At 35.0% G+C, this 15,807-nt stretch carries 11 protein-coding genes; 6 read left to right on the top strand and 5 right to left on the bottom strand.

All coding sequences use genetic code 11. The features are described 5' to 3' along the window. Positions 1-57 precede the first annotated feature (57 nt). On the bottom strand, positions 58-936 hold the full coding sequence (locus tag QNH43_RS15135) for a glycosyltransferase family 2 protein (RefSeq protein ID WP_283914766.1): 879 nt from the start codon (positions 934-936) through the stop codon (positions 58-60). Between the two features lie 157 nt (positions 937-1,093). Then, entirely contained in the window at positions 1,094-6,091 is a 4,998-nt protein-coding gene (locus QNH43_RS15130; protein ID WP_283914765.1) for a hypothetical protein, read from the bottom strand. 603 nt (positions 6,092-6,694) lie between these two features. On the opposite strand from QNH43_RS15130, the gene QNH43_RS15125 reads away from it, so the two are divergent. Together QNH43_RS15125 and QNH43_RS15120 are read left to right on the top strand one after the other, a co-directional pair. After that, positions 6,695-7,939 (top strand): hypothetical protein, encoded by a 1,245-nt coding sequence (locus QNH43_RS15125; RefSeq protein ID WP_283914764.1) that lies wholly within the window; start codon positions 6,695-6,697, stop codon positions 7,937-7,939. 30 nt (positions 7,940-7,969) lie between these two features. Continuing rightward, positions 7,970-8,713: a GT-D fold domain-containing protein gene (locus QNH43_RS15120; protein WP_283914763.1), complete on the top strand. Its 744-nt coding sequence runs from the start codon at positions 7,970-7,972 to the stop codon at positions 8,711-8,713. 90 nt (positions 8,714-8,803) lie between these two features. On the opposite strand, the gene QNH43_RS15115 is transcribed toward QNH43_RS15120, so the two are convergent. The 3 genes from QNH43_RS15115 to QNH43_RS15105 form a co-directional block, all read right to left on the bottom strand. Further along, on the bottom strand, positions 8,804-9,238 hold the full coding sequence (locus tag QNH43_RS15115; protein ID WP_283914762.1) for a M67 family metallopeptidase: 435 nt from the start codon (positions 9,236-9,238) through the stop codon (positions 8,804-8,806). Further along, positions 9,222-9,365: a hypothetical protein gene (locus tag QNH43_RS15110; protein WP_283914761.1), complete on the bottom strand. Its 144-nt coding sequence runs from the start codon at positions 9,363-9,365 to the stop codon at positions 9,222-9,224. The genes QNH43_RS15115 and QNH43_RS15110 overlap by 17 nt, the downstream gene beginning before the upstream one ends. A gap of 192 nt (positions 9,366-9,557) precedes the next feature. Next, entirely contained in the window at positions 9,558-10,691 is a 1,134-nt protein-coding gene (locus QNH43_RS15105; protein ID WP_283914760.1) for a BMQ_0737 family morphogenetic spore coat protein, read from the bottom strand. A 180-nt stretch (positions 10,692-10,871) separates the two neighbouring features. On the opposite strand from QNH43_RS15105, the gene QNH43_RS15100 reads away from it, so the two are divergent. The 4 genes from QNH43_RS15100 (at position 10,872) to QNH43_RS15085 (ending at position 15,716) form a co-directional block, all read left to right on the top strand. Next, positions 10,872-11,210, top strand: a complete 339-nt coding sequence (locus QNH43_RS15100) for a DUF1360 domain-containing protein (protein WP_283914759.1) — start codon at positions 10,872-10,874, stop codon at positions 11,208-11,210. A gap of 479 nt (positions 11,211-11,689) precedes the next feature. Further along, entirely contained in the window at positions 11,690-11,899 is a 210-nt protein-coding gene (locus QNH43_RS27810; RefSeq protein WP_434060120.1) for a hypothetical protein, read from the top strand. Positions 11,900-12,634: 735 nt separating this feature from the next. Further along, entirely contained in the window at positions 12,635-13,198 is a 564-nt protein-coding gene (locus tag QNH43_RS15090; protein ID WP_283914758.1) for an HPP family protein, read from the top strand. Positions 13,199-13,397: 199 nt separating this feature from the next. Beyond that, positions 13,398-15,716, top strand: a complete 2,319-nt coding sequence (locus tag QNH43_RS15085; protein WP_283914757.1) for a helix-turn-helix domain-containing protein — start codon at positions 13,398-13,400, stop codon at positions 15,714-15,716. Positions 15,717-15,807: the final 91 nt, after the last annotated feature.

Genomic DNA, 15,807 nt, shown 5'->3' with positions numbered 1-15,807 from the left:
GAAAGGAATTATAAAAACAACATGACTCTCTAAGGGAGATAGGGTGCTTCTTAAAATCTAGAAATCTATATTAAATTTGGCAAAGTACCAATCATCATCATATTTTCGCTTTTGTAAGTAGGCCCGCCGCTGCTTTTTAACTCCATCAAGGAGCACTTGGGATTCAATAGGGTTTGCTTTTACATGGATCATAAGTTTTTTGCACTTTTGTATGCGATGAGTATTAAAATGAGAGTACGCCATCCTTAACAAATTGTAATAAACTTCATCATAGCTAACTTCATAGGGGTGAGTTTTTCTGAATAAATGGATTATTTTTACATCAGGCAGAGCGTGGCAGCGAAATCCAAACAGCCATAGCTTAATTGAAAGCTCTACATCTTCATGTCCCCAAGTTTTAAATCCCGTTTCAAATCCACCCACATCTTCAAACACTTTTTTTGAGATAATAAAACATCCTCCAGGTAATATGGCAGTTTCAAAGAGGCCGTTTTGTTTAGAGTTCCATTTAATTCTAAGGTTTGACTTTAAGGTCATACCATAGCCAATGAAATCGGAATTGCCAAACGAAGCGATTGCTGGGGTTACTGCATCTGATTTTCCTGTTAGCAGGGGTTCTACAATATGATCGATCCACAAATCTTCAAACTGTAAATGAGCATCGCAAAAAATCAGGAATTCTCCAGAAGCTTTTGTTGCACCTAAATTTCGTGCGTTAGCAGCTCCAATTCCTTCTGTTTCAAAAAGTTTAACCTGGTTTGCGTGAATATAAGTATTAAGAAAATCGCAGCAATCATCTGATGATCCATCGTTTATAATAATCACTTCGAAGGTATAATGTGTATCAACTGAAAATAATGAATCAAGAGTGTTTTTCACATTTTCCCCTTCATTTTTGGCTGGGAAAATTATTGAAATTAAAGGATGAGTTTTCACTTCATTTTTCTCTCCTTTTGTAACGAATTTTTCATTATTAAAAAATATCAAGGACTGTGAAAATGATCTTAAGAGGGGGATTATCACAATCCTTGATCTTCGGTTGAAAAAAGTAGTTAAGTTTTTGTTTGTTGTTGAGTTAAAGTAATAAAGGTTATTATTTATGCTTTCTATAATTCTTAAAGGGATCTATTGGTGTTTTTTGCGCTCCCGAATGTAAATTATATAAAGGATGATTTTTATAAAACATATCCAATGAATCTGTATGAGTGTTTTTAAATTTAGTATCTGGGTAATCTTTTTTCTGATTCGATGACATTATCCCGGAACTATAATTTTGTTGTGGTCTATCAATTTCTGTGTAATTCGGTTTATTTGGGGGATAGAGTGTTTGACAATGTGATGTTGGTTTATTGAAATTTCTGGTTGTAGTTTTTTGTTGGATTGTTTCATTCGAGAATCGAAACGCATTTGGTTGTTGGATTTCTTCTTTTTTTAGGGTATTTGGCGAATTAAACTTTCCCATATTTACGCGGGTGTTTCCAATTTGCTGTTGTATTCCATTATTATTGTAAGGTTTTTCCATTTTTCCTTTTGGTTGAAAATGATTTTTTTCTGGTTCTTGAATATATTTTGCCAGTTCATCTTTATAACGTTTTTCTTTTTCTGTAAAATTTGTTATGGATTCGGTTAAGTTCTTAATTTCCTGTTGATGTTGATTTTCATTTTCTTTTAGGCTGTTAATCGTTTGTTCTAAATTATCAATCTTCATTTTATAGTGATTTTCTTGCTCCGAAACGAGAGCGATCGTTTTCTTTAAATGGTCAACTTCCTGTTGATGTTGATTTTCATTTTCCTTTAGATTGTTAATCGTCTGTTCTAATTTATCAATCTCCGCTTTATAGTGATTTTCTTGCTCTGAAACAAGAGCAATCGTGTGATGTAACTGATCGATTTCCTGTTGATGTTGATTTTCATTTTCCTTTAGATTGTTAATCGTCTGATCTAAACTTTCAATTTCCACTTTATATTTAATTTCTTGTTCCGAAACAAGAGCAATCGTGTGATGTAACTGATCGATTTCTTGATGACGTTGATTTTCATTTTCCTTTAAATTGATAATCGTTTTTTCTAAATTATCAATCTCCACTTTATAGTGATTTTCTTGCTCTGAAACAAGAGCAATCGTGTGATGTAACTGATCGATTTCTTGTTGATGTTGATTTTCATTTTCCTTAAAATTAATAATCATTTGCTCCAGGTTTTCAATCTCGGCTTTATATTTAATTTCTTGCTCCGAAACAAGAGCAATCGTGTGATGTAACTGCTCGATTTCTTGTTGATGTTGATTTTCATATTCCTTAAAATTAATAATCATTTGCTCCAGGTTTTCAATCTTGGCTTTATATTTATTTTCTTGCTCCGAAACAAGACCGATGGATTGATGTAAATGATCTATTTCTTGCTTATAGTGGTCTTCTTTTTCGGTAAGTCGGTTATTAGCTTTTTCTAAGTTACCAATGTCCACCTTATATTGACTTTCCTTTTCCGATAGGTGGTCGATTGTTTGAACATAATTTTCAATTTCCTGTTTAAAGTTTTCGATAACTTGTATATGATGATTTTCTTTTTCGGAAAGTTCGATCATGGCTTTTTCTAAACTTTCAATCTCCACTTTATATTTATTTTCTTGTTCAGATACAACGCTAATCGTTTGATTTAACTGATCGATTTCTTGCTGATGGTGGTTCTCTTTTTCCTTTAAATCTATAATCATTTGTTCTAAATTTGCAATGTCCACCTTATATTGACTTTCGCGTTCCGATAGGGTGCCGATCATTTGATTAAAATTTTCAATTTCCTGTTTAAAGTTTTCGATAACTTGTTTCTGCTGATCTTCCTTTTCGGAAAGATCGATCATGGCTTTTTCTAGATTTCCAATCTCCGCTTTATATTTATTTTCTTGTTCAGATACAGCGCTGATCGTTTGATGTAACTGATCGATTTCTTGTTGATGGTAGTTCTCTTTATCCTTTAGATCGGTAATCATCTGTTCCAAATTCTCGATGTTCACTTTATATTGACTTTCCTGTTTCGATAGGTGGTCGATCGTTTGAGTATAATGTTCAATTTCCTGTTTAAAGTTTTCGATAATTTGTATATGATGATTTTCCTTTTCAGAAAGATCGATCATGGCTTTTTCTAAACTTACAATCTCCACTTTATATTTATTTTCTTGTTCAGATACAGCGCTGATCGTTTGATTTAACTGTTCGATTTCTTGCTGATGATAGCTCTCTTTTTCCTTTAAATCTATAATCATCTGTTCTAAATTTGCAATGTCCACCTTATATTGACTTTCCTGCTCGGATAGGTGGCCGATCATTTGAGTATAATTTTTAATTTCATGTTCATAGTTTTCGATAACTTGTTTATGCTGATCTTCCTTTTCGGAAAGATCGATCATGGCTTTTTCTAAACTTTCAATTTCCACTTTATACTTATTTTCTTGTTGGGATACAACGCTGATCGATTGATTTAACTGATTGATTTCTTGTTGATGGTAGTTTTCTTTATCCTTTAGATCTGTAATCATCTGTTCCAAATTCTCGATGTTCACTTTATATTGACTTTCCTGTTTTGATAGGTGATCAATCGTTTGAGTATAATTTTCAATTTCCTGTTTAAAGTTTTTGATAACTTGTTTATGATGGTTCTCCTTTTCGGAAAGTTCAATCATACCTTTTTCTAAACTTTCAATCTCCAGTTTATATTTATTTTCTTGTTCAGATACAACGCTAATCGATTGATTTAACTGATCGATTTCTTGCTGATGGTAGTTCTCTTTTTCCTTTAGGTTTATAATCATCTGTTCTAAATTTGCAATGTCCGCCTTATATTGACTTTCCTGTTCGGATAGGTGGTCGATCATTTGAGTGTAATTTTCAATTTCATTTCTAAAGTTTTCGATGACTTGTTTATGCTGATCTTCCTTTTCGGAAAGCTCGATTATGGTTTTTTCTAAACTTTCAATCTCCACTTTATATTTATTTTCTTGTTCAGATACAAGGCTAATCGTTTGATTTAACTGATCGATTTCTTGTTGATGTTGAATTTCATTTTCCTTTAAATTGTTAATCGTCTGTTCTAAATTTGCAATGTCCGCCTTATATTGACTTTTCTGTTCCGAAAGGTGGTCGATCGTTTGAACATAATTTTCAATTTCATGTTTAAGGTTTTCGATAACTTGTTTCTGCTGCTCTTCCTTTTCGGAAAGTTCGATCATGGCTTTTTTTAAGCTTTCAATCTCCAACATATATTTATTTTCTTTTTCTTCAGATACAACGGTAATGGTTTGATTTAACTGATCAATTTCTAGCTTGTAGTGATCTTCTTTTTCGGTAAGTTGGTTAATGGCTTTTTCTAAGTTACTAATGCCCACCTTATATTGACTTTCCTGTTCGGATAGGTGGCCGATTATTTGAGTATAATTTTCAATTTTTTGTTTATGATGATTATCCTTTTCGGAAAGTTCAATCATGGCTTTTTCTAAATTTTCAATTTCCAGTATATATTTATTTTCTTGTTCAGATACAAGGCTAATCGTTTGATTTAACTGATCGATTTCTTGTTGATGGAAGTTTTCTTTTTCCTTTAGATCCATAATCATCTGTTTTAAATTTTCATTGTCCGCCTTATATTGACTTTCCTGTTCGGATAGGCGGTCGATTGTCATAACATAATTTTCAATTTCAAGTTTAAAGTTTTCAATAACCTGTTTCTGCTGCTCTTCCTTTTCGGAAAGTTCGATCACAGCCTTTTCTAAATTTTCAATTTCTACTTTATATTTAATTTCTTGTTCATCGGATACAACGGAAATCGTTTGATTTAACTGATCGATTTCTTGTTGCTGGTAGTTTTCTTTTTCCCTTAGATCGGTAATCATCTGTTCTAAATTTGCAATGTCCGCCAAATATTGACTATCCTGTTCGGATAGGTGGTCGATCTTTTGAGTATAATTTTCAATTTCAAGTTTAAAGTTTTCGATAACTTGTTTATGATGCTCTTCCTTTTCAGTAAGTTTGATCATGGCTTTCTCTAAATTTTCAATCTCCACTTTATATTTACTCTCATGTTCAGATACAACGGAAATCGTTTGATGTAACTGATCGATTTCTTGTTGCTGGAAGTTTTCTTTTTCCTTTAGATCCATAATCATCTGTTTTAAATTTTCAATGTCCGCCTTATCTTGGCTTTCCTGTTCCGATAGGTGGCCGATCCTTGAAATGTAATTTTCAATTTCATGTTTAAATTTTTTAATATCTTGTTCATGAAACTTTTCCTTATCTGAAAGTGCTTTTTCTAAATTATTAATCTCCACTTTATATTGCTTTTCTTGATCGTATAAAAGATCTATGGTTTTAGTAAGATGATTCATTTCATTCTTATAATTCTTTTCTTTTTCGTTGAGAGAATTAATGGTTTCTTTTAAATCTTGAATTTCTTTTTTGAATATATTTTGCTCTTGAAAATAAAACAAAACTGTTTCAACTAATTTCTCAATCTCTAAATTAATGCTTTGTACATCCAAATTAGTTATTTTTTTATTTACTGGAGCAAGAAGTGATTTAACCTCTGAAAGCCCATCCGCCATTTTTTTAAAACCTTCATCGCCGAACTTTTTGAAATCCTCATCTTTTACATTTTGTTTTTGGGCAGACTCATAATCTTGAACTTTCTTTTGAAGAGAAGCAATTTCATTTTGTAGTAATTTATTCTTATCTCCGAGAGTTTTTATGTCATTTTTTTTCTTTTCGTCGTTTTTTTTGGATTCTTTAAAGTACTGTAGTTCGGTCTTATATTTTTTTATTTCTTCCTCCATTTTCTGAACCTTGGATTCTGCACTCTTCCTTTCATGTTCCTTCCGATTGATCAGTTCTTGATATGTTCTTTGTTCATTTATCATTTCTTCATTGTGTTTGATTAATTTTCTTATTTTCTTTTTACTATAATCCACTTCGTATTCATTAACTTTTGATTTGTATAGGGAAAGTTCAGATCTAAGGTGAATGATCATTTGCTGAAGTTGTACTGGAGTTATTTTATTCAATTTACTTTTTTGTATTTCATTGGCTCTTTCATCATCTGTATACAAAAATAACCACTCCTTATTTTTGATCACGTGTGAACAGGCTGCAATCTCCCTCCATTACCAATAAGGAATCAATTAGACAGGATGATGAGATTCAGCTACTGTAAATGACCAAGAAGTTCCTATGCGGAGATGTTTATCAAGATTTTTATGGGTGTGGTAACTTAAGATGGAGTACTCGTTCGTGAGATTGTTGGTGTTTCTTCGTGATAAGGAACGCAGCGATATCCAAATCATGCATGGGCATGGTAGACAAAAGTAAATTCCTCCTCATAAAATTTCTTCTTGACCGAAAATCTTGAATTTCAATTTTTTAATCTTCATTTGACGGGTTTTAATCAAACACCGATTCCCTTTATAAATGATTCCATAATAGTTATATGTACCGTATTTCAAATTGGTGATTATATTTATTATCTTTAATTCCCTTACAATTTCACAAAAAATTGAAGACCGCTAAGTTTATTCTTTATCATTTCTTCATTACTCTTACATATCATTAATATTGAGTGATAGAAGGGTTATGATGAAACAAGCCGCACGGTATTATTTTATCCTTTTGAAAATCAAATCTGTACCTGGATTAACATAAAGGGGGATCCATTAATGGATTTTAGAGTAGAAGTTGGCGATAAGGAGGCAGGAACCATACCTTATGAGTCTCTCCCGGCATTTACTTATCTTTTTAGGGAACTGGGTTTTGAGGTGCAGCCAGATACTGAAAATCAGAAAGTACAATTATGTTCTGCTTTGCATGGTAAAAGAATTCTACTTTCTTCCGATTATGATGTTACACATAACACCTTTAGAAAACACCTTCAAGAAAGGAAGGTGCTTGAGTATATTCAAACGTTCCTTTCTGCAAGTGGGGCAAAGGTGATTCTTGTAGATGAAAAGATGGAAACAGAAAAGGCTGATTTTCATGTATATTTTTCACTCTTTGAAATTCCAGTAATAAAAGAGCCCATTCTTGAATTGATTCATAATTCAAAATCAACTAATAAAAAGTTATTGGATATTTTTCATTATGAATGTAGAAGAACTGGAACAAAATTTAAATCTAATGAGATAGTTAGAGGCGCAAATAACCCTTTTATTAACATACAGCTTATGTATCCAGTTATTGCTGATGAAGATTTTTGGAAAAAAATTGGTGAAAAATATGCGATGTCCATAACAATAGGAATATTAGCTAAATTTCAAGAAAGTTCGCCTTTATCTGTTTTGTCATTAGTTCCAATGGAGATTTTCTCAAACATGTTTGTTCATTCTGGAAATACTGGGCTAAATTTAGAGCCTGCCATACAAAAAGAAAAAAGGTTACCAGAAAAGAAAAAGTTTTTATTAAAGAAACCAGCCATTACTAAAAGAAAAGAAGCAGAAGTATTTTTAGATTATCATGTCTTTATTGAAGAACTTGAAGAACGTAACAAAATCAAGCTTATTGGAAATCTTCATATTAAAAATATCGGTACGGAAGTTTTGCGGAATCCAGTTATCTGTCTGCGTTCCACCCCTTCAGAAAGTATAAAAATATCTGGGCAAATATTGCCGCCAAATGTTGCCGAAACGTTGGGGGTAATGAAAAATGAAGAAACAAAAGGGTGGAAATATATGAATGATGAATGGTTTGAAGAAATGGAGAATGGAGAAACCTGGATATGTCCAATTCAAACTAAAAATATTAACCCTAGGCAAACAGAATCTTTAACTAACTTACAAATAAGCGTCCTTCAACCTGTAGAAAACAGCAATATTCGTGTAGAAGCTTTTGTGTTTTTTAAAGAACAAAATCTGGAAATCAGTTCAAGTAATCAAATTTCCTTATTATTAACGAAGAAACAAGGGTAAATGGGAGAGCATATTGGGGGTGGGAGTGGGGTGTTTGAAGGGACTTATCACTTTGAGAACCAGTTATTAGATAATATGAAAGTGATAAAATTATTGGACCAAGCGATAAAACAGAAAAAAGGCTTTTCTCTTGCCCGTTTTGGAATAGGTGAAATAAGCTATTTAAGCTGGCCTGCCAATGGATTATTGATCCAGGAGTTTAAACGATATGAATCTTATGCGGGCGCATCCAATTCACCAGAAATAATTAGGAGGGAATTGGTCAGATCATTGCGGGATACAGACATTGCTGGTTTGATAGCTCCTTGGCGACTGGATCCTTGGGCAAAACAAACCCGAACTGTACTTAAACAACTGAAGTTCATGCCTTCGAAAGCTTGTTGTGCTTGGATCATGCAGAGCCTCTTGGATGAGGGGACATTATGGCCATGGCTGAGTAATAAGAGGGTATTTCTTGTTGGACGCCGTTCAAAAGAAGCAGAAATCGTTTTTAAAAAACAAGGAGTACAAATTACTGGCAGTATAAATTTAAATGGTTATGAAGAATTAAATAAAGTACAAAATGAGCTACAGTCTAATCAGAAATGGGAAATAGCGTTAATTTCTGCCGGGATTCCGGCAACCATTTTAGCTCCAAGAATTGCAAAATTCACCCAGAAGGTTGCCATTGATTTCGGGCATGCCCTTGATATGATTCTTGATGGAAAAGAATACAAACATTCCGACCTAGTAAAAAAGTGGAACGATCAGTTTAAAGAAGAAAACAAAAATTAAAAATATAATCATTGGAGGGGAAATAATATAAAAGAATACTCGCAGATTCAACCTTGAGGAAGAGGTGCGAGTATCTTAGTTACACTAATTTCAGTTTATGAATTTTAATTGAATCGGAAAGGCTTTTTTTCCTGTTAGTTTGAAACATTTTAATTCAGGGGTCGAGTTTGCAAACGAAATAATTAGGTGAGCTACCTCTGGGTAGTTATTTAAAGCAATATCCCCCTCTGACGGATAAGCACCATCTGTTGGGTGGGAATGGTAGATGCCAATCAATTCTTCATTCCTCCTATCGATAAGTTCAAATACGTGACGAATTTGATCTAAATCCATCGAGTAGGAAAAGGAGCTCCTATTGACATTTTCCATAGGCCAAATTGTTCCTGCGACCCCATTTCGCCCTGAAAGCAGTCCACAGGCCTCATAAGGAAGTTCTCGTTTGCAATGGGAAATCATTTCTAGCCTAACATGATTGGTGATGTAAAAAGTACCGGATGTTAAACTTAGATCATTTGTTTTTTCCACAGCAACCTTTTGCTCGTACTGGCCGAACCTGAAGGGCAGAGGGAGTGATTTGATGTTGTTGAGTGGGCTGCGGGTTAGGCATTCCTAATTTTCTTCTTACTTTACGTCTTAGCTTATCAGATGCCATTTTTTTCTCTCCTTTTAATAGGTATGCTCTATAAATATGAAAACATGAATCTTTATGTAACCTGATAATTAACAAATGGGTCGCCTAAAATGCGGGATACATTTACTAAGTGTTGAAGTAAATAATGGAAATAGACTTTCCAAGTTTCTTTACAAAAAAACCGAGAGATTAATATCCCTCGGGTTTTTAGTATTATACAGGAAAACGATCGCAAGGCCCTACCTCAACCACTAATCCAAGGTTAATTGCTGATGTCAGACTAATAATAACATCTACTGTAGGTCCATTTATAGTAAGCATAGCTATATCTGCACCAGGATCACCATCAGTTAAGACTAGTGTAAAGGTAGCATTTTCTGGTGCTCCCCCGGCAGGTGTTATAACACCGGTACCAGTTGCTGTAAGACCTGTGGTTCCAGTACAGTCTGGTTGCTCGAAGTCATTGGCTGTAAACGTGAAGCTTTGGTCAAGATCATCATCTGGTGTTCCAATAGGAGTTGGTCCTAGTGTATCGATGAAGGTAACTTGAATCCTGCTACCAGTAAGGTTACATTGGTCACAAACTAGAGCTGTAAGATCCAATCGTCCAGTTGTTGTCGTAATTTGACCAGGAACACCTTCATTTACAATAATAGATGCTTCGCCATCAAAGTCAGCTGCACCTTGGCATAGGCAGTTCGTTGTCGGGAAGAAGGATGGGCATTGTTGCGGGAATCGTGGTGTTGGGCACACGAACCCTTCCTCTTCAATTGGAATGACAGGACGTGGTCCACAAAACTTAGCCTCGACCTCTAGCTTAACCTCAGCCTCGACTTGAACATCTTTACACATGGTCACATCAAGTACAACCATATCACCAAGCATTTGATTTAAAACAACTGTGCATTGTACATCGAAAATATTACAGTTGATTTCTGTTCCCTCTGGGAAACATAGGATTACTTCATCCATGAAACTAACTGGTACTACGAAATTACACCCTGGTATTGGGTCTCCGTTGCAAAAGAATTGAACGCGGATATGGACATGGAAGGCAAGAGAAACAATTTGGGCCCCTGGAACATTAGTAATGTTAGCTGGAATGGCCCCGATAAAATCACAGCTTCGTGTACCAACTACTTCCGAACAAGTAGCTGTTATGGTGTTACCATCATGACGTGCATCTTCAATTGCTGCAAAGCATTCCTCAGGTATTTGTACTTTATTGCGATCACGGTTTGTTAGAACAACCCAGTCATATACTTTTGTAACACGAATACATTCAGGTCCGATGGGGTTCGGTACCACTTGTCGGCCCTGAATAGATTTGACGTTCCTTTTTTTCATCAAACATCTTTCCCTTCAGTATCAGGTTTTGAACACATTAACATACTATGGGGATATCTTTTTATGGGTACATTTTTCTTAGAAAATGGGCTAATAAAATATTATGAATGTATAAATGTATATTTATATAATCAAAATTCAAATCATAAACTATTAAAAGAAAGATTAGGAGGTGAATAGATGTTGGCAATTGAATGGCTGGATTTTTTTATTTTAATATTGGCTACCTTCCGGTTAACTCATTTAATTGTATTTGACGATATCACTTCATTCATCAGAAAACCTTTCTTGACTGCCACCATCCAAGAAAATGCCTCTGGACAACTGGAGGAAATCATTGAAATAAAAGGATCAGGACTTCGTTATTTCATTGGTTCTCTTTTAAGTTGTTATTGGTGTGTAGGGTTTTGGTGTTCCCTCATTACTGTACTTACTTATTATCATTTTCCTGCTGCTTTTCCAATCTTATTGGTCTTAGCTGTTGCGGGAGCTGCTGCTTTTATTGAATCTAAAGTATGAACGTGCATTTTCCCTAATCGTATAGGGCAGACAAAGAAAAGCATAATGAACTTTATGTAATTTGATTATCGAATAGTTATTCAGACTAATTATATGCGGATCATTATAAAAGTGCTTTATAGACAGAGAGGCTAATATTCTTAGGTTAAAGTTTAGACAGCTTGGACGGTGTTGTATATGGATGATAGCAAGCGAAGGTGGCATTGAATTTATTGTTAAGCATCAGGGAAGCAAACGATTGATTAAAATCCATTCGATACGAATGGATTTTTTCTTCTAATAATAGGAATTGAAGGGGAATATAAAGTGGAGGAAAACTTCATTAAAAATTCTTGTCGGCCGAGATTATGCGGGTGAGGAGATTATTATGGCAAATGTTGCCGAAGAAATCTTTAGCCAGTTTGAGCCCCTGAAAATAGGCATAAAACCCCTGTTCTTAGAAAACAGCTTTTACTGCAAAAATGTTTGAACAAGGCTTCATGAAACATGTCCCCATACATAAAGATGAAGATGGATTAATTGTCCCGCCACTTGAGTTCACGCGTCCTGAAGTGGCTGAAGTTCTTATTAAATTGACAACCAGCAAGAAGCTGATATTGAGTCAAAATTCACCTGAAACCCCCGAAGCTCTAAACTTCCTCAATGAACTTGTTGAAGTGGGGAAGTTAAAAGTGGTCATTGACAGATAGTATTCGTTGTAAGAAATAGTTCAGGCCCATACATATGGAGAGAATGGATACAAGAAGGGAAGTGTCGTAATAATTATGGAACATAACAGCAAATCCTATTAAATTAAACAAGATAAACAGAAGCTGTCGGTAAAGTGATTTCCTATGGTTTTAAAGAACTAAGCCTAACTTTCGTAAAGATTGTTGTTTTTAAAACGAAACGATTTAAGGTTGATTGGAGCGCAAGTGCGAGACTCCTGCGGGAGCAGCGGGCCAGGTGAGACCCCACAGGCGTTTACGCCGAGGAGGCTCACCGCCCGCCCCGCGGAAAGCGAGCATCTGGAGGGGAAATCAACCACGCCGCTTTACTTGGTAAATAACAACAAAGTATGCGAAAATAGCCCTTCAATAAAAACAATTGCTCCAATACAAAGAGCCTATTGAAAATAAATCATCCAATAAGTTGTAGACAAATTTAGGTTTCAAAAAGGAAGGGATCTTGAGAAATTATATGTACCTGAATGATGTTTCATTTGATACTAATCTATACTCTTTAATAACGGCAAACCCGCAATAAAATAACAAACTATAATGATAACTTCACAGACTAAGGGGAGATTGTTAACAGTTTTCTGGAAAACACAATAATGAAAATTCAGATATATATTTAAAAATTCATTGTTTTCCTGTAAGATAACAATATATAAAAACCCTGTCGACTTGTCGGCTTACTTAGAAAACGTGAGGAATACATAAATGATGGAATTAGAAAAAAGTCTTGAAAAAAGTTGGAGTAATCAACAAAACGCTGGTTTAACAGCATATTTAAAGAAAATGAAGGGCGAAGCTAGAGAAAAAGACAGAATTGATTATATGGATTCCTTTGTTTCAGCTATAGGTGGACTCATTGCCATTATCATTATTAGTTTTATAGCTGTCTATTTAGGATATCCTATGGCATTAGCTCCTCTTGGGGCGAGCTGTGTTATTGTTTTTGGTGCGCATAAAAGTCTCTTGTCACAACCCCGTAATGTTATTGGAGGACATATAATCTCTACAACATCAGCCCTTTTCATTTGGAGCATCTTTGGTAAAAGCCTATTCATTATCGGTCTAGTATTGGCTATTGTATTAATTATCATGACTTTTACAAAAACCGTTCACCCCCCCGCAGCAGCTAGTGCCCTTGTTTCAATCAATTCTCAAGCTGGTTGGGGATTCCTGATTCCGATTGTAATAGGTACCTTATTATTAGTTTTTATATCGATGATTTATAATAATTTATTTCAAACAAGACAGTATCCAAAACACTGGTTATGAAAAACCTATTACATATACTTTTATATGTGACTGTTTTTTAGCTCCCCGCTTATTGAATAAGCGGGGAGCTGTGGCTTTTTCTTACCAATAGAATTAAAAACCTTACTTACCATCATATTACATGAAAAATAGCGTTTGATCATGATTTGCTAAAGCTTGATGGGCAGTGGTAAAATCCCAGTAAAAAAGGTGAATGTTCATGTCTGAACCAGTAATGGAAGATTCTTACCAAATCAGTTTGCAAAATATTCGCCATCACTCAAAGCATATCCATTTAGGAATTGAAATTCTTTTCGTTATCCGGGGAGAAATTGAGGTTATGGTCAATCAAGATTCCTTTCACTTGGCGGAAAATGATCTTCTGCTTATTAATGCTAATGATGTCCATACCGTAAAGGGGCATGAAGACAATGTAGTTCTATTGCTGCAAATTCCCCTTCACTCCATCGAGCAGCATTATCCGGATATTCATGTGTGTGATTTCGACTGCCATTCATCCAAAGGGGATAGCGGGTTATATCTTCTTTTTGATCAAATCCGTCAACTCTTGGCAGAAATTTTGATCGCACATTACCAAGAGCAGGATGGAAGTGAACTCGAAATCAACAGCCAGATTTACAAGTTAGTTACACTCCTTATCCGGAATTTCAAAACAACACATCTCGGGCAGAATCGATTTAATGACATCAAGGATGAAAGAATTAGGGATATCCTTACTTTTATTGAAAAAAATTATCGCAAACAGATGTCATTTGAGGAGATTGCCAAACGGCAATATTTATCCCTATACTATTTGTCCCGTTATTTCAAACAGGCTGTTGGTGTGAGTTTTTCGCAATATGTAAAACAAATCCGTTTGAAATCGGCTGTTCATGAGCTGTTATATACCGATGATAACATTATGAAAGTCTCGCTAAATAATGGTTTTCCAAATGTAAAAGCTTTTAACAAGGCTTTTAAGGAAATGTACAATCAAACACCTGCCGAATATCGAGGTCTTCACAAAAAAGAACCTTTCCAGGAAGTAAATAATATTAGTGAACAATATACCTTGGTGAATTCGCCGCATTTTTTAATTGAATTGAGCAAGTATATTTCGCAAAAGGACCAAAGTGTGAAGGTGAAAGAATCGGGAGTTTCGGCGGTACATATCAACCTGCCGCAAGAGCCTGTTCTTGTGAGGGAAAAAGCCCAGCGATTACTGGTGATTGGACAGCTTGAATATGCCTTGAATGAAGAGGTCCAAGCAGAATTAAAGCTTATTCAGGAGCAGCTCCATTTTGAATATGCTTATTTCACGAACCTATTTTCCAAAACATTTACGACAATCGACCCGCTTTTGCAAATAGGTGGGCCGTATTATAAGATTGATGCTTTATTTAACGAGTTTCAAAGGCTTGGTTTAGTTCCATTCATTAGTGTGGAGTTTGAAAAGGAAGTAGAAAGCCCCCCGGATTATATAAAGATGTTAGATGAATTTTTACAGCACGCTTTCGGTTATTTTGGCGATGCCTTTGTCGGGAAATGGCAATTTGAATTGGTTTTCTCGGAGTGGGATCAAACAGCCCGGACTTTTTATCAACAATACTTTCAAACTGTGAAAAAGAGGGCTTCCACCGCAAAAGTCGGAGTTCAAGTGCCTTTTTCCTTAGAAAAAGGATTATCAGTCCCCGTTACTGAATTTTTAAAGCAAATGGATCAAATTGACCTGGTTTGCTTTAGCTGCAATCCAAATGAACAAGTTGACTTTACCGATATGGATAACAGTTCTTTTAGGGGAGTAAAAGATTATATAAAGAAATCATGTATCGAATTAAAAGCAAAGCTTTTGTCAGCTGGCTTGGCTGGCACACCAATTTACCTGACGAACTGGAATACACTCTACGGTAATACAGTAAATTTAAGTGGAACTTTTTTTCGATCAGCTCTCATTTTTAAAGACATGCTTGATGTTATAAAAGAGATTTCCGGTTTGGGATTTTGGATTGACACCCATTCATTGGAAAAAAGTAATGTGAATAATGAAAATATTGCAATGAATGGAATTGCCCTGCTTTATTATTATCAAATAAAACGTCCGGCGTTTTTTAACATGCAATTAATCGCGAGAATAGGACTTGAGATTTTAGCCGAAGGTGAGGACTTTGTACTGACGAAGGGGAAACAAGGGTATCAATTGGCCATTTATAACAATTCCTATGTTAATCCCACCTATTCTGTCGAAGGTTTCTTTTTGCGCTCCTTAACCAAGGAAAAGAAAATCATGATTTCAGGGCTGCCTTTAGGCACTTATCAAATTCGTAAACACATTCTCGATAGAAATAACGGTGCATTTTACTTTAATTGGCTCAATCTCAATCAGCAGTATATCTATGACCAAGAGATCATTACGTATCTCAAGCAGCGAGCTTATCCAGATTTGCAAATCTATGAGGAAAACATTGACTCGGAGCTCTTTTTACAATCCACTTTGACGTTAAATGCCATTCATCTCTTTGAAATTAGGCCATTAGGTTAAAACTTAATGGTCTTTTTTTGTTGTCCGGTTAAGCCAAGTAATGAAAAAGGGCAAATGAAGGGGATGTTTTCGACAATGATTGGAATGTTTT

Origin of the sequence: Peribacillus simplex (genome assembly GCF_030123325.1) — a bacterium.
In the GTDB taxonomy this organism is placed as follows: domain Bacteria; phylum Bacillota; class Bacilli; order Bacillales; family DSM-1321; genus Peribacillus; species Peribacillus simplex_D.
Note: the sequence above shows the minus strand (reverse complement) of the source record. Positions and strands in the feature narration are given on the sequence as shown.